Source organism: Methanogenium sp. MK-MG (assembly GCF_009914725.1).
Classification (GTDB): Archaea; Halobacteriota; Methanomicrobia; order Methanomicrobiales; family Methanomicrobiaceae; genus Methanogenium.
Genome location: NZ_JAAAWJ010000017.1, coordinates 1 through 24,728, shown reverse-complemented (window position 1 = coordinate 24,728; position 24,728 = coordinate 1). Strand labels below are relative to the sequence as shown.

The 24,728-nt window shown below is 51.6% G+C and carries 31 protein-coding genes; 16 read left to right on the top strand and 15 right to left on the bottom strand.

Annotated features, from left to right (window positions below; all coding sequences use genetic code 11):
• Nucleotides 1–6: 6 nt before the first annotated feature.
• From MKMG_RS04365 to MKMG_RS04345, 5 genes are all read right to left on the bottom strand, one after another.
• Nucleotides 7–363, bottom strand: a complete 357-nt coding sequence (locus MKMG_RS04365; RefSeq protein ID WP_165076054.1) for a hypothetical protein — start codon at nucleotides 361–363, stop codon at nucleotides 7–9.
• A gap of 116 nt (nucleotides 364–479) precedes the next feature.
• Nucleotides 480–1,088, bottom strand: a complete 609-nt coding sequence (locus MKMG_RS04360; protein WP_165076052.1) for an abortive infection family protein — start codon at nucleotides 1,086–1,088, stop codon at nucleotides 480–482.
• A gap of 170 nt (nucleotides 1,089–1,258) precedes the next feature.
• The gene (locus tag MKMG_RS04355; RefSeq protein WP_165076049.1) at nucleotides 1,259–2,761 is read right to left on the bottom strand and encodes a type I restriction-modification system subunit M; all 1,503 of its coding nucleotides are present in this window, start codon (nucleotides 2,759–2,761) and stop codon (nucleotides 1,259–1,261) included.
• 1 nt (nucleotide 2,762) lies between these two features.
• Entirely contained in the window at nucleotides 2,763–3,374 is a 612-nt protein-coding gene (locus MKMG_RS04350; RefSeq protein ID WP_165076047.1) for a restriction endonuclease subunit S, read from the bottom strand.
• A gap of 303 nt (nucleotides 3,375–3,677) precedes the next feature.
• Entirely contained in the window at nucleotides 3,678–4,802 is a 1,125-nt protein-coding gene (locus tag MKMG_RS04345; RefSeq protein ID WP_256366062.1) for an ORC1-type DNA replication protein, read from the bottom strand.
• Between the two features lie 155 nt (nucleotides 4,803–4,957).
• Between MKMG_RS04345 and MKMG_RS11535 the strand changes: the two genes are divergently transcribed.
• Nucleotides 4,958–5,290, top strand: coding sequence for a hypothetical protein (locus MKMG_RS11535; protein ID WP_254059081.1), 333 nt, complete (start codon nucleotides 4,958–4,960; stop codon nucleotides 5,288–5,290).
• Between the two features lie 393 nt (nucleotides 5,291–5,683).
• Nucleotides 5,684–5,926: a hypothetical protein gene (locus MKMG_RS04335; protein ID WP_165076041.1), complete on the top strand. Its 243-nt coding sequence runs from the start codon at nucleotides 5,684–5,686 to the stop codon at nucleotides 5,924–5,926.
• Here the strand turns inward: MKMG_RS04335 and MKMG_RS04330 are convergent, their stop codons facing one another.
• Both MKMG_RS04330 and MKMG_RS04325 read right to left on the bottom strand, forming a co-directional pair.
• Nucleotides 5,927–6,238 (bottom strand): type II toxin-antitoxin system death-on-curing family toxin, encoded by a 312-nt coding sequence (locus tag MKMG_RS04330; protein WP_165076039.1) that lies wholly within the window; start codon nucleotides 6,236–6,238, stop codon nucleotides 5,927–5,929.
• Nucleotides 6,239–6,343: 105 nt separating this feature from the next.
• Entirely contained in the window at nucleotides 6,344–6,583 is a 240-nt protein-coding gene (locus MKMG_RS04325) for a hypothetical protein (RefSeq protein ID WP_165076036.1), read from the bottom strand.
• Between the two features lie 426 nt (nucleotides 6,584–7,009).
• Here MKMG_RS04325 and MKMG_RS04320 point away from each other — a divergent pair, with 426 nt between their 5' ends.
• The 3 genes from MKMG_RS04320 (at nucleotide 7,010) to MKMG_RS04310 (ending at nucleotide 9,246) form a co-directional block, all read left to right on the top strand.
• Nucleotides 7,010–7,513 (top strand): hypothetical protein, encoded by a 504-nt coding sequence (locus MKMG_RS04320; RefSeq protein WP_165076034.1) that lies wholly within the window; start codon nucleotides 7,010–7,012, stop codon nucleotides 7,511–7,513.
• Between the two features lie 336 nt (nucleotides 7,514–7,849).
• The gene (locus tag MKMG_RS04315; RefSeq protein ID WP_165076031.1) at nucleotides 7,850–8,539 is read left to right on the top strand and encodes a M48 family metallopeptidase; all 690 of its coding nucleotides are present in this window, start codon (nucleotides 7,850–7,852) and stop codon (nucleotides 8,537–8,539) included.
• On the top strand, nucleotides 8,536–9,246 hold the full coding sequence (locus tag MKMG_RS04310) for a small multi-drug export protein (RefSeq protein WP_165076029.1): 711 nt from the start codon (nucleotides 8,536–8,538) through the stop codon (nucleotides 9,244–9,246). Before MKMG_RS04315 ends, MKMG_RS04310 begins: the two co-directional genes overlap by 4 nt.
• A 29-nt stretch (nucleotides 9,247–9,275) precedes the next feature.
• On the opposite strand, the gene MKMG_RS04305 is transcribed toward MKMG_RS04310, so the two are convergent.
• Genes MKMG_RS04305 through MKMG_RS04295 form a run of 3 tightly spaced genes read right to left on the bottom strand, consistent with a single transcriptional unit; the run spans nucleotide 9,276 to nucleotide 10,345 of the window.
• Nucleotides 9,276–9,488 (bottom strand): hypothetical protein, encoded by a 213-nt coding sequence (locus tag MKMG_RS04305; RefSeq protein ID WP_165076026.1) that lies wholly within the window; start codon nucleotides 9,486–9,488, stop codon nucleotides 9,276–9,278.
• A gap of 15 nt (nucleotides 9,489–9,503) precedes the next feature.
• Nucleotides 9,504–9,956, bottom strand: a complete 453-nt coding sequence (locus MKMG_RS04300) for an adenylyltransferase/cytidyltransferase family protein (RefSeq protein WP_165076024.1) — start codon at nucleotides 9,954–9,956, stop codon at nucleotides 9,504–9,506.
• Nucleotides 9,953–10,345, bottom strand: a complete 393-nt coding sequence (locus tag MKMG_RS04295) for a Mov34/MPN/PAD-1 family protein (protein WP_254059080.1) — start codon at nucleotides 10,343–10,345, stop codon at nucleotides 9,953–9,955. Before MKMG_RS04295 ends, MKMG_RS04300 begins: the two co-directional genes overlap by 4 nt.
• 97 nt (nucleotides 10,346–10,442) lie before the next feature.
• Between MKMG_RS04295 and MKMG_RS04290 the strand changes: the two genes are divergently transcribed.
• Nucleotides 10,443–10,925, top strand: coding sequence for a universal stress protein (locus MKMG_RS04290; RefSeq protein WP_165076021.1), 483 nt, complete (start codon nucleotides 10,443–10,445; stop codon nucleotides 10,923–10,925).
• Here MKMG_RS04290 and MKMG_RS04285 read toward each other — a convergent pair.
• Complete coding sequence (locus MKMG_RS04285; RefSeq protein WP_165076089.1) at nucleotides 10,922–12,334, bottom strand: dihydropteroate synthase-like protein; 1,413 nt, start codon at nucleotides 12,332–12,334, stop codon at nucleotides 10,922–10,924. The two genes, MKMG_RS04290 and MKMG_RS04285, sit on opposite strands and share 4 nt — an antisense overlap.
• A 31-nt stretch (nucleotides 12,335–12,365) precedes the next feature.
• Between MKMG_RS04285 and MKMG_RS04280 the strand changes: the two genes are divergently transcribed.
• Nucleotides 12,366–13,052 (top strand): CehA/McbA family metallohydrolase, encoded by a 687-nt coding sequence (locus tag MKMG_RS04280; RefSeq protein WP_371415196.1) that lies wholly within the window; start codon nucleotides 12,366–12,368, stop codon nucleotides 13,050–13,052.
• The gene (gene truA / locus MKMG_RS04275) at nucleotides 13,049–13,837 is read left to right on the top strand and encodes a tRNA pseudouridine(38-40) synthase TruA (protein WP_165076019.1); all 789 of its coding nucleotides are present in this window, start codon (nucleotides 13,049–13,051) and stop codon (nucleotides 13,835–13,837) included. The genes MKMG_RS04280 and truA overlap by 4 nt, the downstream gene beginning before the upstream one ends.
• On the opposite strand, the gene MKMG_RS04270 is transcribed toward truA, so the two are convergent.
• Nucleotides 13,834–14,511 (bottom strand): hypothetical protein, encoded by a 678-nt coding sequence (locus MKMG_RS04270; RefSeq protein ID WP_165076017.1) that lies wholly within the window; start codon nucleotides 14,509–14,511, stop codon nucleotides 13,834–13,836. The genes truA and MKMG_RS04270 overlap by 4 nt on opposite strands.
• 385 nt (nucleotides 14,512–14,896) lie before the next feature.
• Here MKMG_RS04270 and MKMG_RS04265 point away from each other — a divergent pair, with 385 nt between their 5' ends.
• From MKMG_RS04265 to MKMG_RS04235, 7 genes are all read left to right on the top strand, one after another.
• Nucleotides 14,897–15,394: a response regulator gene (locus tag MKMG_RS04265; protein ID WP_165076015.1), complete on the top strand. Its 498-nt coding sequence runs from the start codon at nucleotides 14,897–14,899 to the stop codon at nucleotides 15,392–15,394.
• Nucleotides 15,391–15,954, top strand: coding sequence for a hypothetical protein (locus tag MKMG_RS04260; RefSeq protein ID WP_165076012.1), 564 nt, complete (start codon nucleotides 15,391–15,393; stop codon nucleotides 15,952–15,954). The genes MKMG_RS04265 and MKMG_RS04260 overlap by 4 nt, the downstream gene beginning before the upstream one ends.
• A gap of 88 nt (nucleotides 15,955–16,042) precedes the next feature.
• Nucleotides 16,043–16,921, top strand: a complete 879-nt coding sequence (locus MKMG_RS04255) for a thiamine pyrophosphate-dependent enzyme (RefSeq protein ID WP_165076010.1) — start codon at nucleotides 16,043–16,045, stop codon at nucleotides 16,919–16,921.
• The gene (gene porA, locus MKMG_RS04250) at nucleotides 16,915–18,021 is read left to right on the top strand and encodes a pyruvate ferredoxin oxidoreductase (protein ID WP_165076007.1); all 1,107 of its coding nucleotides are present in this window, start codon (nucleotides 16,915–16,917) and stop codon (nucleotides 18,019–18,021) included. Before MKMG_RS04255 ends, porA begins: the two co-directional genes overlap by 7 nt.
• Nucleotides 18,021–18,548, top strand: coding sequence for a 2-oxoacid:acceptor oxidoreductase family protein (locus MKMG_RS04245; protein ID WP_165076005.1), 528 nt, complete (start codon nucleotides 18,021–18,023; stop codon nucleotides 18,546–18,548). Before porA ends, MKMG_RS04245 begins: the two co-directional genes overlap by 1 nt.
• Nucleotides 18,545–18,790: a 4Fe-4S binding protein gene (locus MKMG_RS04240; RefSeq protein ID WP_165076003.1), complete on the top strand. Its 246-nt coding sequence runs from the start codon at nucleotides 18,545–18,547 to the stop codon at nucleotides 18,788–18,790. Before MKMG_RS04245 ends, MKMG_RS04240 begins: the two co-directional genes overlap by 4 nt.
• 120 nt (nucleotides 18,791–18,910) lie before the next feature.
• Nucleotides 18,911–20,302, top strand: a complete 1,392-nt coding sequence (locus MKMG_RS04235; RefSeq protein WP_165075999.1) for a PEGA domain-containing protein — start codon at nucleotides 18,911–18,913, stop codon at nucleotides 20,300–20,302.
• A 272-nt stretch (nucleotides 20,303–20,574) separates the two neighbouring features.
• On the opposite strand, the gene tnpB is transcribed toward MKMG_RS04235, so the two are convergent.
• A complete protein-coding gene (gene tnpB, locus MKMG_RS04230) occupies nucleotides 20,575–21,717 on the bottom strand; it encodes an IS200/IS605 family element RNA-guided endonuclease TnpB (RefSeq protein ID WP_254059079.1) in 1,143 nt (380 codons plus the stop codon).
• A 116-nt stretch (nucleotides 21,718–21,833) separates the two neighbouring features.
• Between tnpB and MKMG_RS04225 the strand changes: the two genes are divergently transcribed.
• A complete protein-coding gene (locus MKMG_RS04225; protein WP_165075996.1) occupies nucleotides 21,834–22,922 on the top strand; it encodes a PEGA domain-containing protein in 1,089 nt (362 codons plus the stop codon).
• Nucleotides 22,923–22,924: 2 nt separating this feature from the next.
• Here MKMG_RS04225 and MKMG_RS04220 read toward each other — a convergent pair whose 3' ends face one another.
• Both MKMG_RS04220 and MKMG_RS04215 read right to left on the bottom strand, forming a co-directional pair.
• The gene (locus MKMG_RS04220; protein WP_165075993.1) at nucleotides 22,925–23,296 is read right to left on the bottom strand and encodes a hypothetical protein; all 372 of its coding nucleotides are present in this window, start codon (nucleotides 23,294–23,296) and stop codon (nucleotides 22,925–22,927) included.
• A gap of 174 nt (nucleotides 23,297–23,470) precedes the next feature.
• On the bottom strand, nucleotides 23,471–24,728 hold a 1,258-nt coding region (locus tag MKMG_RS04215; protein ID WP_165075990.1), incomplete at its 5' end, for a PKD domain-containing protein.

Sequence of the window (24,728 nt, the reverse complement as noted above, 5' to 3'; positions counted from 1 at the left end):
GAAAACTCAGTCATCTTCTCCTCCCTTTCTGTCATGCGGAAATCCACAGAAATAGCAATAGATGGTTCCATCCCATTCTTCAGATATCTTGATCTGTTTGTTGCAGCAGGGAAGGGCGAAAAAGACCATATCATCGTTCTCCGGGTTGATCAGCTCATTTCTTCTCGGGACATCCCTTGTTTTCACACGGAAACTTCTCGAATCCAGTTTTTTGAGCGATTTTGTAAGTTCTTTATTGATAAGATCAATTCCAGCATTCGCTGCAATGTTCATCGTATAATCTTTCTGCGCCGTGGTAAACCACTCATTTGCATCTGCAGACTGTCCGCAATACGGACAGAAATACTCATTTTCATGATTCAATGATTCAAAATCTGACTTCCTTATTTTGAATTCTCTCTTGCAATACGGGCATTCCCTTCTGATACAATTGTCAGTATCCAGGGGTAAATGCGCATTTAGTGTAATTTTATCCATAATTATTTCTCCTTAATTTGATTGAAACGTCTCACAATGACTGTTGCAAGTGTGGAAGACGTGTTTATTGCCAGTTCTGCGAACATGAACGGGACTTCTGGTGCATCCTCTCCGTTTCCGTGTGCATCACCGAGGTGGTTTCTCACCCCACCGAGATGACTAACGGCACCGGACAACGTGCCAAGAAGGGAGATTACTTTGTCTGCTCCTTCAAATTCCTCAAAATTGAGTTCTTTTTTCACTGAACCCCATAATTTCGTCACACTTGGGTCGCTGGGATGGGGGGTGTCACACCTGTCAAGAACAGTCTTCATGACACTCTCCAGGCAGGAAATACTCTGGGTAATCGCCCCATCGTAATCTCCATCTCTCAGGCGTTTCCGTGCATCCTCGAGGTTCTGGTATGCGGAATAAAAGGTCTCTGATTGGAACAGGCCAACGGTATTGGTGATTATTTCTTTGGTGGTTGGCGCTGTCACAAGAGAGCATTCGCGGCATTGTTCCAGTGTTGTTGCACGCTTTTTTTTCGTGCATAATATCTGCTCAACATAGAATTCATTGAAACGAGGTGGATATAGGCGAACCTTTGCGGTAAAGGCATCACATCCCACTTCCCGATATATTTTCCCTGCTTCACATTCAAAACAAATTTTTTCATTTGTTTCGTTTGTTACATTATTCCCAGAGGTAATTGCACAATTACAGACAAGGGTTCCCATACCTGTTTTCTGAAACAGGCAGGAAATGTCAGCATCATCTGGGATTTGGCTGCTATCATCTCTCATTTAACCACATATCCCAACTGCTCAAGGAAGCCATCGAGTTTTCCCTCAACCTCGGCCCGGCGTGCACGCAGTTCGTTGAGTTCCTGCACAACAGCTTCGACATCGACAGGCTCCTCGTCTGGTGTTGTGTCCACATACCGGGTGATATTCAGGTTGTATTCATTCTCCTCGATTTCATCCATGGAGACGACACGGCAGAATTTTTCCCCGTCCTCAAATTCCCGGTATGCCTTCACAATCTTTGTCAGGTTGTTGTCGGTGAGGGAGTTCTGGTTCTTACCGTTCCTGAATTCACCTGATGCCTCGATGAAGAGGACTTTTCCTTTCCGTTCGGCTGGTTTATCCCGGTTGACAACCAGCACAGCCGCTGGAATGCCTGTTCCATAGAAGAGATTCGGCGCAAGACCGATGACCGCTTCCACCAGGTCGTCCTGCAAAATTCCTGTCCGGATTTTCCCTTCTGCAGCACCACGGAAAAGAACGCCGTGCGGGACAACGACCGCAAGCTGGCCCCTCTCGTTGAGCACATTGATCATGTGCAGCACAAAGGCGAAATCACCCCGTGACTTTGGTGGCACACCATATCCAAAACGACCGAACTGGTCGTTTGATGCTACATCATGCCCCCATCTATCAAGTGAGAACGGTGGATTTGAGATCACCCCGTCGAACTGCATGAGGTGTTTGTCATCATTGTAGAACAGCGGGTCACGGATGGTATCGCCGCTGCGGATATCAGCATCAAGGTATCCGTGCAGCAGCATGTTCATCTTGCAGATGCCCCACGTTCCGTAATTCTTCTCCTGCCCTGTGAGTGTCAAATCCTTTGGGTCGCCACCGTTCTCTTTAACATACTCGGCACACTGGATGATCATGCCGCCGGACCCACAACAGGGATCGTGAATCCGCATTCCTTCCTTTGGGTCGAGAATACAGGTGAGGAGTTTTACCACCTGGTGCGGCGTATAGAACTCTCCACCCTTTTTCCCGGAATCATCCGCAAACTTCTCGATGAGATACATATAGACATCTCCAAGCATATCGAGGCGTTCAAGATCCGCATTTCTCATGGAAATTGTTGAAAAATGCTGGATGAGTGCGGATAGTGTCGTATCCCTCTGTTTCACTTCGCCAAGTTTGTTGGAATTAAAATCAATGCTCCCAAGGACCCCTTCCATCAGGTCATTGTGTACTTCAATCTCCTGAGTTGCTTTGTTTAGCTCCTCTCCGATGTTCTCGGTAAGGCTCTGAATGTTCTTCCAGCGGGCCTTTTCCGGGATGAAAAATTCGTGTTCGTCCGGGTCATTCCAGGCAAGATCATGGTCGCCTGTTTCCTGTTCTATTTTTCCCGCTTCTTCTTCGAAGACGTCCGAGAGACGGCGTAAAAAGAACATTCCGAGGATATAATTCTTGTAATCCGCTGAATCTATGGAGCCACGGAGAATATCAGCAGCTTCCCAGACTTTCGTCTTCATTATTTCAAAAGTAAATTTTGTCATTTTAAATCTCCATTTTATTTTGTAGGTATATTCGTTCGACAGAGTTGAGCAGTTTTTCTTCGCGTTTTAGGAGCAATCGTCGTTCCTGAACGGTTGCATAAAATTCCACAATATCGCGCTGGATTTCTAATGGCGGAACCGGAATCCTGATTTCCATCATTTCAGAAATTTTCATGCCCTGGATTGTACTCCCGCCAGAGAGTGCATTCAATGCCTGCTGGCCACGAAGACTGTTAAACCATGCAACAACAACGTCCGGCAGGATATCTTCAGTGAAGCGAAGTGCAACAATATTCGATGAGATGACCGCACCGCTGGATTTTTCATCTACCAGTGCTGCACGGAGGGCGGTTCCTCTCAGGGTGACCAGCACATCCCCCGTCCTGATGCGGTTCTCTTCGGTCTTTTTCGTTGCTCTGACGCTCATCTCTTTAATTGTGGTATGATCCACTACGCCCTCAGAGAGATCGCTGATATTGACTAACCGCATGATGCAGGCCTCTGCGTCACAATCTTTTGGATTCAGATTGTAGGAGGAGAGGCCGGTAATTTTCTTCTTCACCAGACTCTTGATTTGGTGTAATTCCATCCCGTTGGTTGTTTTTTTATTCATGTTTCCTCGGGTATTGGCAGTTGAACTGCTTTTTCACTAATCGATAGGCTATGCGTCCCCTTTGGAAAAATTGATATTCACAGAAACAGAGTATACTTTGTCAAGTTGTGTGACTGTGTTCCTATCTTTCCCGGTGGGTTCTCGACAATTCAGTGTCGAGGTCGGTTACTCAATTTTTACTAAGTAGGCTCGACAATAATATATCAGGCTGCTTGATATTTAATAGGTTTGTTTACATGAGCGATGGCGCTCTTCTTTTGTGAAACTCAGAATAATTTATTGTATTCAAAAAAGGAATTTGAATTAAATATCTTTGACAAATTTGGGGTCAAACCGGAGTTCAATCTCGTGGGCATTCCCTTTTGCGGCCCGCCGGTGCAGATCAATAAGCCGGAGGTCGGAGAGCCTCCGAAGCCAGGCATGAAAGGCGGTATAGGAGACATCCCGTGTCTCCCTGAATGACTCATAGAGGGTGCGGGAGGTGAGGGGTGCCGCCCGCTCCTCCTGTTTCATCCGGATAATATGGGAGAGCAGTTGTTCCGGGCCCGCTTTCAGTCCTTCGATGAGAAGGCTGAGGTGGGCGCCGCGTACGGTCTCAAACGCGGTGGTGACATCCTGTTCCCCGACGACGGTTCGGGCATCCCGTTCGGCAGTGAGAACGGCATGTTTCAGGAGGTCGATGCCGACCCGGAGGTCACCTCCCTCCATCGTGAGGGCGACGATCCGGTCGAGTATTCCCGGCGGGATTACTCCCGGATAAAGCCCCATGCGGATACGGTCCTGGAGGATGGTGGAGACCTCGTCTTTTTTGTAGGGGAAGAAGGGGACTTCTTCGGGCTGCCAGACGGAGACCACCGCCGGGTCGATGACCGTGAGGGGGCAGAAGGTATGATCGCTGATGGTGGTGACGACACCGGCCTTCACCCCCGGATAGTTCTCGTACATCCGCACAAGGGAGCGGATCACCACGTCGAGCTGGCCGTTGTGGCCGAGGTAGTTGGCATCGTCCAGGCAGACGATGAGGACTGCTTTCCGCCGGATGAGTTCCGCTGCGATGGGGCCGGTGAGCCGCTGGAGGGGAATGCCGGAGAGCGGCGGCTGGTGTCCGAAGAGTTGCCCGAAGACGGTTGCAAAGACACGGAAGGCGGTATTGATACTCTCACAGTTGACGAAGACCGGCACAACACGGGAGGAGGTCTCCTCCAGCTCGCTGAAGATTCGCCGGACGCAGGTGGTCTTCCCGGTCCCCGGCGGGCCGCGGAGGTTGGTGTTGCAGGGGCATGCCCCTCGCAGGGCGGGGCTGAGGGCTCCCGCGAGCTGCCGGAGCTGCAGGTCTCGGTAATGGATGGTTTCAGGAGTATAATTGAATTCAAAGACTTCATGGTCACGGATGAGAGTCTGATTGTGCATGAGATAGCGCTGCGGCATGAGTGAGGGGTTGGAGTGGTGGTTATTAGTGGTAGGGCGGGCGGAGGGTGAAAGTGTAGGGGATGAATTTTCTGATTCCCGGGCCCGACAGGGAATCCGGATTAGACATAAATATTATCTAAGAACATGGTTACCTGCTAAACAAGGTTACAATTATGAGTGACACACCATCACCCGGAAAGAAATTCCCAGGGCAAGAGGATAAAAAAGAGACTCATTTCAATGCCTCTGTTGACGTTCAGGAGTCAGACAGCCAATACCTCCCTGCCGGAATCCGGGGAACCAAAAAACCGTTGACGTGTATTCCTATTAGAGAATCCGAAAAACAGGTAATTTCTGCCAGAATGTCCCCCGGAAGTCAAATTATCTTAAACGGAACAAAGTGGAGTGAAACCGGGTATATTCCCTCATTTAAAGATACAGACAAAATTTTGATGAAGGCTGCCCGGCGGACGTATACGAAAACTCACGCTGCACCTGACCGATGAGAGATTTCTTTCTTTTTGCCGGGCCAAACGGGTCCGGAGATTGTGATGGATGATTCTTCCCTGTCTAAGCATCCTGCTCCTGTTCAACAACTCGAAGTGCCCGCGAATCTTCCCCCCAACTGCTAACCCAAATCTGCCAGCAACACCTTCAGCAGGTAAAAATTGTATCCCTTCCTCCTGTAAAATATGAGATGTTCCAGGCAACTTTGGAGAGTCGTCGTATCCGAAGTGAATACCGCTCGGTTCTTCAGATCAGTGGAGTGCGCAGCATGCCTGATCTGAACATTAATATAAACGTAACTCCTATTCCTCAAGGCTGGAAAGCTATCGTAAATGAATAAGGAGGGTATGAACGTGTGTTCACGAGTGATTGATTCAGATAAAGAGGAGGGGATGATGAAATCACCTGGCCCATACCGTTCCAACACTTCAGACAGTTCGGCACCCCTCTCCGAAAACTCAGGGACGGTCGGACCCACGGGATCATTTACGATTGGAAACCCCGTTTCACCAATTCAGGTTGATGATGATATGAAGTCAGAAGAACAGGAAGGTCTGTCAGCAATTGAAAAAGCAGCCATGGAACTTTCAATGAATAAGCACAGGCAGGCCTATAACCGTCTGGCATCTGACTAACTATCCATCCATATTCCCACTATTTTGTACGAGCCAGTCTTCTACGTCTTCTATCGAATACGAATTCTGTGCAATCCCCATTACAAATCGGTAAATTGCATCATCTTCAGCGGTGATCATCCTTTTTTCAGGACTCAGCATCAGAATCATCTCAGCTACGGCAAATGCGGTTCTCTTATTTCCCTGATAAAACGGATGACGTGTTGCAATTCCATGAAGCATCCATGCTGCCCGTTCATAGGAATTCGGAAGATATGTTGCATAATTAACAAGATTTTCAAGTGTTCCGGGAGTGAGGATGAGACCGGCCATTCCGCAATCTTCCTGGTGATCGCTCTGAGGTTTAAAGAAAAAAGAGAATTTGAATATTTAGTTTATTAAATTCCCGGTCCGCTACCAATCTTACGTCCAGTCACATCATCCCACCCCCAGCCACTGCACCAGCCACGCCGCGAGTGCTCCCGCCACCCCGCTCACGCCCGCGACAATCCCGCCGGTTCGCTTATCTCCCCCGGCCCTTTCGGCCCGCCAGCCTTCCAGGTTCCGGAGGCGATCTTCAAAGTCTGCATCCGTCTCCTTCATCTCTTCGAGCGTCCGGCAGATCCACCTGACATCGCGGTGCGTCTCGATGATTTTCGTGTTCAGGTCATCCTTCATTTTCTCTTCCCTTCCCGGTATTTTTCCCTGCACAGACTCTGCTGGCAAAGGGGATAACCATTACCTATGGTAATAACCGGGCCGATGACATTTTCCATCCGTGAAGGGGTAAGGCACCCGTGTGTGCCCTCCCCCATTTTCTTTCAGACATTCTCGATCACTCCTCATGCAGGGAACAACGAACCGGAGCTTAGATCCGCTGTACAGAATGTTCGTCCCCGTTGCGGCACCGGATATCGTATGAGGGCCAGACGGTTTTGCCGGTGCGCCCCGTTCATTTTCCCCCTCAGATCATCCTCATTTTTCTGTCACACTGCCGGATCTTTTCTGCATGAGGTCCGATGTTAAGACAGGTTAATATTACTCAAAGTAATAGTATTGTATGTCAGTCGAACCCCGGGAACCGGCTGGCAGGAGTGCCAAAAAATGGCTGACTTTATCCAGACCACCAACACCAAGAGTGCGGTGCGGGACCTCACCATCCCCATCGCCGATATCACTGCCTTCAATGCCCTCGTGCAGGATATCATCGACACCAACCCCTTCGGCTGTACCTCCTACACCGAGAAGGGTGTACCAATCGATCCCGTTACCCGTTCCCAGGAACGCTACGACGCGAAGATCGTCTACGAAAACCTTGAGGCGGACACCATCGGCGACGTCTCCATGCAGGTCGCGTCCGTTGCCGCCTTCGGCACCGCGGCCAGCCACGTCATGGACGACGACACGCTTGCCACCGCCATCGGCGGAACCCAGTCCCGCGACACCGGGAAGGACAGCTTCTCCTGCAAACTGAAGTGCCACGACGCGAACAGCGAAATCTACTACGTCACCCTCTCCCGCGACAGGATACGCGTCTCCTCGTATACGGACGATGCCATCTGTGCAGCGGTTGAGACCTGGGCCGACGCGAAGCCTGCGCTCGGCTGAACTGAACGACCCGGCAGATGCCGGAAACAGGGACATCATCTCCACCCCCTGTTTTTGTTTCTGTTTTGGGAGATTTGGGATACCATCGATATCTTTGGATGTTGTTTTTCATTGACCCGTGTCTAGTCAAAAACAATGGAGAACTTGTGTAAATTCTTGTGTAAATTCTTGTGTAAATTCTTGTGTAAATTCTTGTGTAAATTCTTGTGTAAATTCTTGTGTAAATTCTTGTGTAAAACTTGTCTAAAACTTGTCTAAAACTTGTCTAAAACTTGTCTAGAGCCCGACCATAAACCATTACCTTTGATTACGCTTCCGGGCAAACAACCTACTCTCGTGAATAATGCCGCAGATGAATACCGCGTGATCATCACCCGGAAACCTGTTCGCAATGCCCGGATGCGGGTGATGCCGGACGGAACCGTCCGGATAACCGCACCACAGGGGTTTGACGCCGCACGCTTCATTGCAGAAAAAACGGACTGGATTCGCGCCCGCCAGGCGGAAATGAACCGGATGGCCGCAGGGTGCAGCACTACAGCAGCGGACCAGATACTTCTCCTTGGCACCGGTTACGCAGTCCACGAGGGGGACCACTGCCACACCGACCATGACCTTCAGGTGATCACGGCACCAGACCCCCTGACCCTCAGACAGCATCTGACCGCGGATTTCCGGGCACTCATCACCAAATCCGTCACTCTCCGGGCAGATGAGATGAGAGTCTCTTTCGGCCGCTGCAGCATACGGATGCAAAAAACCCGCTGGGGCAGCTGCTCATCTGCCGGAAACCTCAATATGAACCTCAAGCTATATGCCCTGCCGGCACATCTGAGAGATTATGTGGTAGTGCATGAACTTGCACACCGTAAAGAACTGAACCATTCACCTGCATTCTGGTCTGAGGTTGCCGCGTACTATCCTGCATACCAGCAAGCAGAAGCAGACCTGCGCCGCTACTGGGTTGCTATTGAACGCAATCACTGGTGGAACGCTGTACAGGAACAAAACAGAGGAGAGAGATGAGACGGGCATTGCAGTGGTGCAGCGATATGCGCCGGAATCCAACCCTCAACAGTTGGCACATCTTCTATTTCGTCTTCCCGTTTGCGATTCTGATACTCTACCCCTGTATACTCTATCTTGTCCTCCCCAGAGCACTCTTCTGGACATTTTTTGCTCTGGCCCTTGCTTACTTCATCCCACCCGCAGGAAAAGAGACCGTCATCCCCCTGATGGTGATGGCAGGAATACCCTGGTGGCTTGCTGCCTTTTCCATCACACTCTTTGATCTGATGGGGGCACTCTTCATCATCTGGAACTTCCCACTGGCTTTAAGGATACCGTGGTTCGGACACTGGGCAAAACGGTTCATGACCACCGGCCGTGAGCAGTTTGACCGGCACCCCATCATCGAGCACATCTCATCTGTCGGCCTCGCGTTCTTTGTGATGATCCCCTTCGAAGGTTCGGGCGGCGTGGCCGCCTCCGTCATCGGGCGGATGCTGGGGATGGATCACCTGAAGATTCTCATCAGTGTCGGCATCGGTTCACTCTTCTCCGCATCAGCCATCGCCCTCTCTGCGGGGTTCATCATATCACTGGTGGAGTCGGGCATCATCTCCGGCATTGCCGGGGTGGGCATCGTTATTGTCGCCGTCATCGCCGTCTATATCTGGACGAAACGGAGACGGAGAAACAACAGAATCGTAGCGGAAGAAAAGATTACTTAATAGTAAAAGATGAGGAAAAATCCTCATAATCACTCATATTTTCCACGGGGATTTTCCCATCCGGTATACCCGCAGTAGATACAGCAGTCGCCTCCGCATTTCGGACAGAGTGTTGCCGGTTTCTTTACTTCGACAGACCCCGTTTTGTTGCAGTAGGTGCAGCCTGCCCCGTCACAAGCGTGGCAGGTCACGGTCTCATATTCAGTCTCTTCAGGAGTTTCGTTCTTTTCCGTATCTGCCATATATTGATCTCCTCCTCAGTCCGTATTATCAGTTTCTTTGCCCTCGCCGGGACAGCGGGTCTCAAGAATCCGTTTCATTATAAGGCGTGAGCCGGCATACCCGGGGCCGTCATAGGCACCGATGCGGACCACCTCCGCATCAATGCCCCGGTTCCGGAGGGCCTTTCTGAGAGAATCCTCTGAAAAATGCTGGTTAAACCCAAGCGTGATGATGGCAGGGTCAACCTCTTCAATGGGCCGGAACATATCCCCGTCATCCCCCAGGCGGGCGTCATCCACCACGGCAAGGGATTTGATCATGCAGAGCCGCTGCTCCTCGGGCACAACCGGTGCCGGTTTGTGCTTCACATTCACATCGCGGGCCACAATGACATGCAGTTCGTCACCGAGTTCACGGGACTTCTCCAGATAATAGATATGGCCCGGGTGAAGAATGTCAAACGTGCCGGTTGCAACCACCCGTCTCAATCGAACACCTCGAATGACACCGGTGTCCCGTCGCGACGGAATGCCCGCCAGTCCCCTTCCCCGTAAGGCGGGCCGAAGATCAGGTGATACCGGCCCATCCTCCCGAAGAACCGCAGGTCTGCATCAGACGGCCGAAGGGCACCGCTCGGATGGGAATGGGCGCTCCCCGCCATATGGACATCAAGCGGCATCATCTCAGGAGAGAATCCGGCACTCTGCTCAGTGACAACGGTTCCGGGTACCAGGTCAAACTCCTCGATAATCCCGTCTGTCTCCCGCAGGACTGCCACAAATTCCTTCGGATGCTGACTTCTCCCAACAGCCCTGAGGGTACTCAGACAATCTCTTCTGATGCCGCGAATCTCCATTGCTGTCATATATGTAGGCATAGCCCTCAAATAATGGTATCACAATAGCCAGCCTCCGGGCAGATATCTTGATTATGGCGGAAGATATAGTGGATAACAAAAAGGAGATGAACAGAGGATGTTATTTAAAACACTACTCGTCGCATATGACGGTTCGGAATTCAGCCGTGAAGCACTCAGGACAGCAATCGCCAATGCACCTCTCTGGGAGGCAAGGGTGCATGTCATCTATGTGGTGAATCCCCGGTATTATGCATCCACCATCGTTGACCCGCAGATAGGTGTCGTTGAACCCCGCTCTGAACACTGGATCGGAATGCTCGAGCGTGAGGCGGAAGAGATGCTTGCAGAGGCAGCAGAAATAGCCACAGATGCAGGGGTAGAGATTGTTCCCCACATGGTGATAGGAGATCCGCGTGACGAGATCCTTGATACCGCAAAAGAGATTGGAGCAGACCTCATCATCCTTGGATCAGAGGGAAAGGGCAGAACAAAGCGGTTTCTCCTGGGCAGCGTGAGCACCTCAGTTGTCACAGAAAGCCCCATTGCAACACTCATCGTCCACGCCCCCACGAAAAGTGAAAAACAGAAAACAGACTAAAACTCCCCGTCCTGTTCAAAACTCCGGCCGAAACGGAGTGCAAGCTCTGCTTTATAGAGCTCTTTCCCCAGATAGGCCGCATGGTCCATGAGGGAGACTCTGCCGTCAGCAAGGATGGCATGGAACACCTCATCCCATTTCCTGCCCCGGAAGGCAGTCCCCTGGTGTTCCACAATAATCCAGCCGTCCTCAATGCCGATTCTCAGGTTGCCGCGAGGGTCAAAGACCAGTTCTTCGGGAAGAGGCGGCACGTCACGGGAATGTTCCCATGGAATCGCCGGTTCATGCCGGCGGCGTTTCTCCTTGATGCAGAAGAGTGAGAGTCCAAGATCCTTCGGGTACGGCCGGTCACCCATGAGTGCCATCATCTCCGCGGCACGCCGCATCTCCCGCACACTGCCCTGTGTCTTGTCAGAATGTTCGCTGGTGAAGAGTACAGCGGCATGGCATTCATGCGCCATCGCCGCCAGCAGGGCATTCACTCCCACAGAGTCGGCGTCGATGAGTTCAGTGACATTTCCCGCCCCGAAAAAGAGCGGATGTCCCACATCCCCAAAGGATGAGAGGGACGATACCAGCCCGCTTCCTGCCGGCTGGAGCAGGGGGTCTGCGATGATGCGGGAAATGCCTGCCGCCTCTGCCGCACGGATATTTTCTGCAAGGGACGCATCACCGGGCACCACCACCACTGCCGCACCGGCAGCCGCAATAGCAGCCCCCACGAGGGGGATATTCTCCTCCTGCAGGGAGAGGATGATGTCTGCCGCAGGGAGGGCGGCACGAATGAGTGCCGGATCCTGCGTATCGGCGGCAAGCGGCACAGGAATATCTCTCAGTGCGGCAAAGACCCTTTTGACGTCTGCCGGGACGGCATCAAATCCAAAGCCGAGATCAATGATGTCAGCGCCTGCTGCAAGAAACCGCTCTGCGGTGGCACGGATATCAGGCAGACGGTGAGCATCCATTATTTCAGCAAGCACCTTCATCCGTGATGTCCCGCCAATACGGCACCCCCGGACAAAAAAGGCACAGGACGCCTCTTCCTCCATCTCTTCCAGACGGTTTTTTGCCTCATCTTCGCGCATCCGGGTGAGAAATTCATCGGCAGGCACGGTGCGGGAAAACTCCATTGTACCCAACAGGCGCAGCATCATCCCGAGGTCTGCTGCATGCCGGGGACCCCGGTAGACCGGAATGCCGAGCGCCTCTTCTGCAGGGGCAAAGGATGCGGTGCACATCCCGGATGTGATGACCGCATCATAGTCACCCCCCCGCGCTATCGAAAGAAGCTTTTCCGGCGTCAGGAAGGAAGCGACTTTCCCGGTGACAACGACATCGGCATCAAACCCTGCCGCTGCTTTGCGCACAATTTTCTCAGCAATCGTCCCTGTCGGAAGCAGTACCCGCATACGTTTCACGATTCACTTTAATTAGCCATGAATGAAAAAAGGTACTGATCTGATGCTGCAATGCGACCTGCATGTCCACACCAATTATTCCCATGATGGGGAGAGCAGTGTAGAGGCATGCCTGAAACGGGCGGAAGAGCGGGGCCTTGATGCCATCGCCATCACCGATCATGACACCACTGAAGGCGCAGTGTATGCCATGAAATGCGATTCACCGGTGCTGGTCATTCCGGGAATCGAGATATCCACCGCTGACGGCCACCTTATTGCTCTGGGCATCACGGAGAAAATCCCTGCAGACCTGGGATTTGCCGAGAGTGTGGCGCTGGCACATGCGGCAGGGGCACTCTGCATCATCCCGCACCCATACCACAAATGGCGCCACGGTGCCGCCCTGAAAGTGAAGAGCGCCATTGCGATGGTGGATGCGGTCGAATCATTTAACAGCCGCTACATCACGGGTGCCGCGAACCGGAAGGCGGCCCGGAAGGCGGCACAGTCCGGCAAACCCTGTGTGGCGGGAAGCGATGCCCATAATGCGCGATATATCGGATACGGGGTGACACTCGTTGACGCAGCACCTGAAGTCCCGGCAATTCTTGATGCCATACGTGAGGGAAAGTGCAGTATCCATGGCCGGATGACACCCCTGCGCACCTATACCCGGCAGTCCATGCGTGGTGCAAAACGCAGGATCACCCGGCGGATTCACCGATGAGGCTGGCATTCCATATTGCCTATATCGGGACGGATTTCTACGGCTCACAGATGCAGCCCGGCCTTCGAACCGTTGAAGGAACGGTCATCAGTGCCTGCCGGGACCTCGGCCTCTTCGACGACTGGCGCAAAGCCGGGTTTGCGTTTTCCGGGAGAACCGATCGCGGAGTCCATGCACGCCGGCAGGTCTGTGCCTTTACCACCTCCTGTCCGGACCGCGCCATCGCACGTCTGAACCATATCCTGCCGTGGGACTGCGGGTGTAGCGGATGGGCAGAGACGGATGACTCCTTTCATCCGCGGTATGATGCAGAGACGCGTAGCTATCGGTATTATATCTATGATGACGGGTCAGCAGACCCTCTCCGCATGCAGGAGGCAGCAAGCCGCCTGACGGGCACCCATAACTTCAGCCATTTCTCCCGCCTTGACGGCAAAAATCCTGAGAGAACCATTCTGTCATCACATATTCATGCCGAAGACGGGTTTTACATATATGAGATCACGGCGCCGGGATTTCTCTGGAATATGGTGCGCTGCATCGTATCGTCCATCATTGCCATGGGCAGAAATGAACTGGACACAGACGACATGACAGCACTGCTCAATGCCGCGCCCGGTATGCGCCACGTCACCCCCGCCCCGCCGGAAGGGCTGATTCTCTGGGATATCGACTGCGGTATCACGTTCACCCCGCTGGAGGGCACCGGGAGAATGAGAGATGCATCAACAGAACGGACGCGGTTCTTTGAAACAATAAAAAAAGTAAATTGGATTATGGATTAAACCGGTCGCACCGTTGCCCTGGAAGGAACAATGAGCCCGGTCATCCAGGATGACATCGGAGTTTCAGAGGTGCGGGCAGAGACCAGGAAATTCAGACGGTTCTCCACCAGACCACGGTAGGTGATCGTCAGGTGGTAATCATTCTCCCGCAGGGTAATTCCATACACCTTCACCGTCATATGGGCCGGCGGGAACTCCACCGGCGTACCAATGGAAAGGATCTTACGCTCGTTTCCGATCTTCAGGGTCACCTCATTACCTGAACCGACGGCAAGGACCGGCACATTCCCGAAGAAGACTTCTGAACTGTCCGGCAAAAGCACATCATAGGTGGCCACATACGGATAACTGTTCCCCCAGGGACTCTGGTTTCCGTAGGCATTAAAGGTGAGATACCCCGCGGCCACTACCACAACAATCAGGACCATCAGGACAAGCAGACCCTTAACCAGTCCAAATCCCTTCTTATGCTCCTTTTTATAAGTTATTACCGCCTCTTCCTGCAGTTTTTGCTCATTTTTTACCCGCTCCCGTTCTTCCTCAATGATCTTCTGCCGTTCTTCATCAGATATTACTGCAGTATCGGTAGAGGGGGCAGGCGTCTCTTTCTGTGGTGCTGCCTCCTCCGGCACTTCGACCGGTGAGGGCACATTATTCTCCTGTTCTTCAGCCATATTCTTATTTCACCCCGTTTAATCTTGTATATGAAACACCGTATTCACGGTATTTATTAATTCCTGAAAAGGAGCCGGACTGGTGATCCTGATACTCAGAAATCATCTGCGCTGATGGGGAACGACAGTAACCGGACAACGAATCACCACTGCAAAGAGAGTGACAATAAATATCCGGATTACCATCAGTTTTGGAGAAGAAATAGTTATTTTGTCACCGACAACAGTTCAGATGCCCGGGCTCATTGTTGTAAAAAACAGGATACTGTTTTCGAGGGATTTAAGACATATAATATACAAAATCTTGGGTGATTTCAGGGACGCACCTGTACATTTATGTAATTCAATTATATATACTTCAGAGAGTATCGGGGGGTCGATAAAGATGGGTACAATTCTTGTATGCAATGATTCGCATTTTCAGAGGCGGATTCCGGCATCAATCGTGGAGAGAAACACCCATGCTCCGTTAGAAACGATAAATGAGCAGGGATTTTGGGATATCGCCAAAGAAAAGAAACCGGATCCGGTCTTCCAGGATCTTCTGATGCCGGATGATGACGGCTTTGCGGTCCTGGAGCATGCCAGAGAGCAGGCACTCAGCATTCCCATAAACGTGATGGAAGATATCCCGGAATCCCGTATGGATACCCCCAGAGAATTCATCAGTATCAGCAGAGCAGCGGTGGCCCTGAATGAAATCGGGTTCAGGAAAATTCTCCGTGAGGCCGGACAGGGCAACGCCGACCCGAAAGAGCTGAAGACCTGCATGAAACTTCAGATACATGTGGCAGCCACTGTTGCTGAAAAACTCAGGAGACGCAATGGCGCTCGCGGGAAGAATAAGATATCCCCGGCATACAGGAACATGATTCAGGAATGAACGCAATTACGGTGGATAAACTGGACGAAGGGCATTCATTTCTGATTCTCTCATCAGCATCCGCACTGAAAGAGAATAATGTCCGTCTTGTCAGGGAGATTCAGCACCTGCACTACCAGATCATCATGATTACCTTTAATCAGCCCTCACCCATCCTGAAACGAACATATCTGAAGAACGATATTGACCTCGATACGATCATCTTCATTGATGCAGTCTCAAAATATGCGCTCGGCACGCTGCCTCAGGACATTGACCGTGCGGTCTTCATCAATAATCCCCGCAATCTCACCAACCTCAGCGTGGCAATCAGCGAGATGCTGAAAGAATTTGCAGGCACAAATATCTGTGTTATTCTGGACAGCATCACTACGATGCTCATCTACCTCTCATCCGGGGATATATCAAAATTCACCCATTTCATGACGAGTAAGCTGGCAATTCTGGGTATGCCGGGATGTTTCATTGCCGTTGAAAACGGGCTGAACCCGGCGCTGATGACACATCTTTCCACCTTCACTGACGAAGTGATCGATTTTACCCCCCACACTGACGACTGATGCACGGGATGGCACCCGCCTTGCCTGCAGGACCAAACCAATACTTCATTATTATTCATGTTAAATATTCCTACAGAGACTGGATACCATGGCCATACCTGATGAAGAGTTTTTACTCAAAACCACATCTGCGTGTGCAGGGTGCCCGTCATCCCTCATTCTGCGCTATGTGACAAAAGCCGCAGGAGCGGATACGGTGCTTGTGATCCCGGCATGCTGTACCAGCGTGATACAGGGAGTCTACCCCACAACCGCAATGAATATACCTGTTTACAATGTCGCATTTGCTTCTGCTGCCGCTGTTGCATCAGGAATGAGTGAGGCATTCCGCGCAGAGGGACGGAAGACAAACGTGATCTGCTACGCCGGTGACGGCGGCACGATCGATATCGGCATACAGGCACTCTCCGGTGCGCTCGAACGCGGGACCGATTTCCTCTATATCTGTTATGATAATGAGGCGTACTCGAATACCGGCATGCAGCGGTCCGGTGCAACTCCGCTGGGCGCGATGACGACTACCACACCAGGCGGCAAGAAAGATCACAAAAAAGATCTGGACGCGATTGTGGCAGCACACAATCCGGTGTACCAGGCAACCGCCTGTGCCGCCTATCCGCAGGACCTTTACAATAAGGTGGAAAAGGCACTCTCCATTCCGGGCCCGAAGTTTATGCATATTCTCGCACCGTGTCCCCCCGGATGGCGCTTCCCGTCGGAGAAGACCATTGAGATGGGGAAACTTGCCGTGAAGACAGGCCTCTGGGTGCTGTATGAACGAGAAGGTGGAAAACTCACCATCACCGGTGCTTCAAAGGCAGCGATGAAGAAACGAATCCCTGTCGAGGACTATCTCTCCGTGCAGGGACGGTTCAGGAAGATCACTGCTGAGGAGACGGCAGAGGTCCAGAAGACCGTTGAAGATATGATTGCACGTCTCCAGCGGGAGGCTGATGGTATATGCTGACATTCGGAACAGGCAACAAAGCGGTGGCAATGGCGGCCAGGGATGCAAAACCTGTGGTTGTTGCAGCCTACCCCATTACCCCGCAGACAGAGATCGTCGAAGAGATTGCAAACTTTGTGACGGACGGAACACTTGCCGCGCGCTACATCCCGGTTGAGTCTGAGCATTCATCCATGGCGGCCTGTATCGGAGCTGCTGCTACCGGAGTACGGACATTTACCGCTACCAGTTCACACGGACTTGTCTACATGTGTGAGATGCTGCATATGTCAGCAGGGGCCAGACTCCCGATTGTGATGGCAAATGCAAACCGTGCACTCGGCCCGGGGTGGAACATCGGTGCAGAGCACTCTGACTCTATGTCGATGCGTGATACCGGCTGGCTGCAGGTCTATGTCTCGACCGTACAGGAGGCCTATGATGCCACCATGATGGCATTCCGGATTGCAGAGCATACGGATGTCCTCCTTCCGGTGATGATCAACCTTGACGGGTTCCTGTTGACGCATATCACCCAGACATTTGAGACCGTTGAACCGGATGACTTCATACCTCCGACCGCAACCCCACATGCAATTGATATTAAAAACCCTGGTGGATACGGCACGCTGACACCCGGAAATGTGCATTTTAAGTTCCGCTACGATATCGAACGCGGCATGCGGGCATCCATTCCTGTCATTGAGGAGACGGAAGCAGAGTTTGCACGCCGCTTCGGGCGCGAATACCACCTCTACGAGGAGTACCGCTGCGAGGATGCGGAAGTGGTCATCATCGCGATGGGCACACTGGGCAAAGAGATGGAAGTTGCAGTCGACATTCTCCGGGACGAAGGGGTTGCTGCAGGCGCGGTTCGCATGCGCTGGTTCCGCCCGTTCATTGTACCCGACCTTGACGGAAAAGATGTAGTCGTCATTGACCGTGAATACTCATTCGGGTACGGCGGTATACTTGCAGGTGAACTGCAGGCCAAATCCGGCTGCCGGCCGTTCAGTGTGATTGCAGGCCTCGGCGGACAGGAAGTGACCTATGATGATATTGCAGAGTTTGTCAGGATACGACGTCCGGGCACAGAACACTGGTTCGGGGTGGATGACTGATGTTTGAAATACGCCTGCACTCGCGCGGTGGACAGGGCGGAGTAACCGCGGCAAAACTTATTGCATACGCAGCATTCCTGGACGGCAAGTATGCCACCGCAACACCGCTCTACGGTGCCGAGCGCCGGGGTGCGCCGGTGGTATCGTTCATCCGCATTGATGACGAACCCATCCGCATCTATTCACAGATCAGAAATCCCGACCTTGTCATCGTCCTTGATGAATCCATCATGCAGCTGGTTGATGTCCTGCATGGGATCAAACCGGATGGCGAAGTGCTGATAAACAGCCAGAAGGGGACGGAAGTGGAAGGGCACCGGACCTACCCGGTTGATCTGACCGGCATCTCCCTTGCTCTTGATCTGGTGCTTGCCGGAAACCCCATTCTCAACACGCCTCTTATCGGTGCCATTTCAAAACTTGGCGTGATATCACAGGCATCTGCAAAGCAGGTCATTGCAGAGACATTCAGGGACGAACGAAATGTTGAAGCGGCACTGCGTGCCTATGAGGAGCTGAAGATATGAGTGCAAAACTGGCAATCTCCCGTCCGGGGGAAGGGGCAGCGGGAAAGACTGGTACATGGCGGACCTTCCGGCCCGTAATGGATCAGGAAAAATGCAATAAATGCGGTCTCTGCCGCCTCTACTGTCCGGATGCAGCAATCAGTGTCGATCTCGAAATTGATCTGGACTACTGCAAAGGCTGCGGCATATGCGCCGAAGAGTGCCCGAAAAAGGCCATCAAAATGCTACGGGAAGAAGACTGAAAAAACATTTTTTTATTTCCTTTTTTCTGTTTTTATTCCTTCATCCATCCGGGACACATGCATATCTGCGGGTGCCCCGTGATGAACATATATTTTTATAGTGCGGCACGGCATTAGCGAATGATTGCCATGACATACCGCTCCATACTATTTCTCCTCTGTATCGTCTGTATCACCGGATGGATGATCTGCCCGGTTCTTGCAGATGACGCTGTGGCGCTTCCGGTTGAACCGGGGGCAACCATCCTCCCGATACCTGTACCTACCCATCTGCCGGGAGAGGGGATTTCATATTACGACATCTATACCAATGTCAACGGGGCTGCCATCTCGTTTGACGGGGAATACCAGGGAGTGACTGCCGGAGGACTTCTGATCGTCCCGGTGCATACCACTGCAGCGCCGTATGCTGTGGTGTCTGCCGCAAAGACCGAATATCATACCGCACAACGAACCCTGCCACCAGTCCCGCCGGAAGGGGAGCACACCTCAGTCTACCTGACCTTAAACCCGGTTCAGCCGGTGACAGGATCGCTTTCGGTCTCTTCTTCACCATCGGGTGCGGCAGTATATGTGGACAACGTCTACTACGGCACCACCCCGCAGACAGTCACCGGACTCACTCCCGGAAACCACCTTGTTCAGCTGACGCATACCGGGTATGAACCATGGTCACAGACAGCAGGGGTCACTGCAGGCCAGACAAACACGGTCACGGCAGTGCTCGTGCAGAAGCAGGAACTGGGAACACTCTCAGTGAGTTCAAACCCCTCCGGTGCTGCCATCTATCTGGATAGCGTCTATTACGGCACGACCCCAAAAACCATCAGTGGATTACAGGCAGGCCTGCATGACCTTGAACTGACGAAGGCCGGATACGAGGATTCCGTCATGCGTGTGAGAATCTATGCCGACCAGGTGACAACGGTATCAAAGAGCATGAAGAAGATATCCACCCCTTCCACCGGGTCGATTCGGGTGACATCAAACCCTGCCTATGCTTCGGTTTCTGTAAATGGCATCTACCATGGAGAGACCACACCCGGAACACCTTTCGTCATCAGCGGTCTTGCACCCGGAAGGTATTCCGTACAGGCCACACTGACCGGTTATAGTGACGCGGTGACATCAGCCGTTGTCAATGCGGGTGCTGCCACACCGGTATCATTCTCGCTTTCACCAGTGACTCCTGACATCACCACCGCATCCCTGAAAGTGACATCTGCTCCTTCAGGGGGAAATGTCTATGTAGACAATATCCTGGCCGGTGTCACCCCCCTTACCATACCCGGCATATCACCCGGTGTGCATGAGGTGAAAGTGACCCTTGCCGGATACCATGATCACACCGCATCTGTTGACCTCGCCGCAGGGGAAACCGCTTCGCTTGACATCACCCTCGACCCTGCACCCGCGCCCGAACAGTCCCCGGCGGGTATTCCTGCAGGCATACTCTCCCTGGTCTGCTGCAGCATTGTTTTTTTCTGCATGTCAGGAAGGAAAGAGCCATGATACTCTCAATATTTTTTGATCCGGAAGAACTGCCCGATTTTTTGGCGATATAACAGTTATTATTCTCTCACCTCTTCCGGGCTGAAATCAATGCACCCTGTCATGCACCACTATACTTCATGACAGAAATGGTGTCCGGCACCATACCGGGATGGCAAACAGATGTGAACTACCTCTGGGCTAAAGACCCAGAGGCTTCCTGCTTCATTCCCCGAACCATTGTTCGTGAGTCCACAGGCCCAACCCCTCGTTCCGAAGGTGTGAATATTCTATCAAATTCCAATTAAATTTTGTTTATCAAGAGCGAATTTCCAGATATTTATCGCGGCATTAATATCCCGATCATGATGTGTACCACAGTCAGGACAAACCCAATCTCTGTCAGCCAGTGACAATTTTCGATTATAGTAACCACACTTGCTGCATATTTTGGAAGAAGGTTCAAACTGACCGATACGCAGAATGGTTTTACCGTGTCGCTGTGCTTTATATTCCAATTGGGTAACAAAAGAACTCCATGATGCATCAGCAATATGCTGTGCTAATTTATGATTCTTTAACATCCCTACAACATTCAGTGTTTCCAGCGCAATTGCTTGGTTCTCGCATACTAATCTAAAAGAGAGTTTATGCTGGAAATCATTCCGTTGATTGTGGATTTTTTCATGGAGTTTCGCCACTGCTCGTTTTGCTTTATTTTTATTATTGGAACCTTTTTGTTTTCTGCTCAATCGTCTCTGTAATACTTTCATTCGCAAAAGGGATTCTTTCAAATATCTCGGATTACCAATCTTTTCTCCATTGGACAGAATTGCAAAATCCTTGATACCAACATCAACACCTACGGTCGTGTTTTCATCAAAATGTTGTGCCACAGGTTGTTCCTGCCCATCATCCACCAGAATACTAATGTAAAACTGACCAGTTGGAGTAACCGACACCGTTGCAGTTTTACTAATGCCTTCATATCTTCGGTGTAATTTTGTTTTAACCCATCCGATTTTTGGTAAACGGATTTTATGGGTTTCAAAATTGACATCATATCCTTGTGGGACTGAGAATGATTGTAATGGGTTTTTCCGGGATTTGAATTTCGGAAATCCTTTCTTTTCACGGAAAAAACGAGTAAATGCATTTTCGAGATTTAATGTAGCGCCCTGTAAAGACTGTGAATTAATGTCTTTTAACCAGACGTGTTCTGATTTTAAATCAGGCAACATTTTGTTCAAAGTAAATCTTGATATTGATTTATCCCCAGATTCATAGGTTCGGATTTTGTTTTCCAAACCCCAATTGTAGATGAACCTACATGCACCGAAATGCTGAAAGAACAATTTCTCCTGTTCTTTGTTGGGATACATTCGGTATTTGTAGGCTTTCAACATGTACATTCGGTATTTGTAGGCTTTCAACATGCACATTCAATTATTATTTAACAATATATATTTTGTGCCAGTGTGATCTACAAAACACCACAATCATCCAGGAACAAAGATAAATAGAGGCCACGGTATAATCTCCGTTGATCACGATGCAATCTATCAGTACCTGCCTGCTGCTTCTGACAATCCTGATATTCCTCTGCTGCACCACCCCGGTAATGGGGGAAGATATAGAGAAAATATCCTACTACGATATATATTTGGACGTAAACGGGGCCGCCATCTTCTTTGACGATGAATATATGGGAGATATTTCAAAAGGAGAACTGACAGTGCAGGTAGTCTCTGCAAAGAGCAGGCCGTATCGCCGGGTCACGGCCCAGATGGATGGCTACCGGAACGCTACAACAGCTCTCCCAAAGACAGCCGGTGAACTGCAGCATGTGTCCCTCTTTTTGACCCTGACACCATTAACACAAAAAACAGGAAGCCTCTCGGTGTCGTCATCCCCATCGGGAGCGGAACTATTTGTTGACGGGACTGAGCACGGAATTACCCCACAGACAATAACCGGAGTTGCACCCGGCACACATACGATACGGCTTGTCTGTCCGGGGTATGAGACATGGTCGGAAAGCGCAGTCGTTTCAGCAGATGATACCTGTGAAATGGATGCCTCCCTGAAGAAGGAACGTGCATTCGGAACCCTGTCTGTGCATTCAGATCCGTCAGGTGCGGACATCTACATGGACGGATGGCACTACGGCAGAACACCGATGACTGCGGGCGGCATCTCTGCAGGTCCGCATACTATTGAGATTAAAAAGAACGGCTACAGAGACATCACCAGACCAGTCACCATCACAGACAGTAGTGTGACACCGGTAACAGTCTCTCTCATATCTGCAGAAGAACCGGTAGATATGCCAGGTACGCTTTCCATCATATCATCGCCTGCAGGAGCGATGGTATGTATAGATTCGGTGAACAGGGGTGTAACACCCGTTACCGTAACCAACCTGACCCCGGATGTGCACCAGGTGAAGCTGACATATGCGGGACAGCAGAACTACCAGGGGTCGGTTGTGCTCTCATCCGGAGAGACGCGAACACTCGATATAACAATGCAGCCCCTGCCTGTCCCTGAGTTTGCACCAGTCTCTCTCATCCCTGCGGTTTTGTCAGTGCTTGCAGCTACCCTGTTTGTCACCTGCAGGTGCCGCAGAAATAAAAAATAAAATTATCGGGTATCTTTCGGTCCGTCACGATCCGGGATATACTCCACATCAAACCGGAAGAAATGGGTATAGTCGCAGTTCTCACAGTGAGTTGAAAAGTTTCTGCATCCGATTATAAGGCGGTGCGGGCCCGTGACATGACAGTTTTTGCAGGTGGCATCAGCCAGCAGGTCCCAGACATCGTAACACTCAATGGGAGCGAATGCGCTGGGTGCTGCCGGTTCTTCAAACCTCGGCACAAATATCCGTGTTGCCCCGCAGTTTGAACAGACAACCTCTGACCGTGAGGAAGAGGCAGTGATCTCCTGATCAGCCATTTTACCACAGTTGTAGCAGGTGGTCGGGTAGCGCATCCGGATGAAATCCTCTGTCATATGCGAAAGTATACGGGCACGCCATAAATACCTTCCGGGTATGCAGGTGGATGAAACAGATGCAGAAATGACCGGGACAACAGAGACAAAAAAAGGTTGCAGGGAGTGATCCTGGGGATCACTCCTTCTTGTTCATTACGGGTTCTCCCCATGATAACGGGGATGAACTGTGCATTACCGGCGGATGACCACCAGTGCTGCTGCACATCCGAGGACTGCCACAATGATCCCAAAGCCGGGAGTGGTTGTGGGAACGGGTGTGTCTGTCGTGGCTGTTGGCACCGGGGTCACCGGTGCTGCAGTCGGGGTCGGTGTTACAACCTGCGTTGGTTCGCCGGTTGGCTCCGCGGTCACGTCAGGTGTCACATCGGGTCCGGTGGTCGGAACCGCAGTTGGCTCCGCGGTCGGGGTCGTTCCGTCGCTTAAATCACCAGAGTCACCATCGGATACCGGTAATGAAACTCTGATATAATCGAGCTTGGTCTCTGTCATACTGCCAACGGCGTTGTATGCAGTCAGGCTGACTGTGTGTCCACCAATGCGGTGGAAGGTGAACTCAGGGTTTGCATCGGTTGATGTGAAGATCTGACCAGATTCCTCGAATTCCCAGAGCACTGAAGTCCAGAGACCGTTGATTGTCTCATTGAACTGGACAGTCAGGGGGGAACGTCCGGAGACGGTATTTGCCGTGAAGTCAGGGATTGGCACCGGGGGCTGGGTCACATTGATTGCGACCGGGCCGAAGGTGTCGGTGCCACCGTCATTGGTGACTGTCAGGGAGGCATTCCAGATACCTGGTGTGGTGTAGGTATATACCGGGTTTGCCAGTGCTGAGATGCCGCCGTCGCCGAAGACCCATGCATAGGTATCAACCACACCTGTGGAGGTATCGGTGAAGGTGACTGCAAGGGGTGCGTCTCCGGTTGTTACATCGGTGGTGAACGATGCGGCCGGTGATGCATTGAAGACATGGACAATACGCTGCTTTGTCTCGACATCATATCCACCTGCGTTATCGGTGACATTCAGGGAGATGTCATACCAGCCAGGGGTGACGAAGTCGATTGCGCCAGGTGCCTGGACAGCTGAAGTTCCGGCTGCGCCGAAGTCCCAGGCCCAGCTGCTGAGGACTGCACTGCCGTCTGCAACGGATGTGTCAGTGAAGGTGACCGTTACCGGGCTGTATCCATCTGCGACAGCGGGCATGCCGGTCCAGTTGTAGTCAGCGGTCGGTGCATTGACAACTTCAATGTATGCTGCCCTGGTCGTGGTGTTGGTCTTTGCCGGTACCTGGTCGTCACCTGCTGTCAGGCTGACCGTGTAGGTACCTGCTGCGGTGTAGAGATAGGCAGGATTCTGCACAGCGGATGTTCCGCCGTCACCAAATGCCCAGTCCCATGATACCACGTTGAAGTCAGCTGATGTGGAAAGG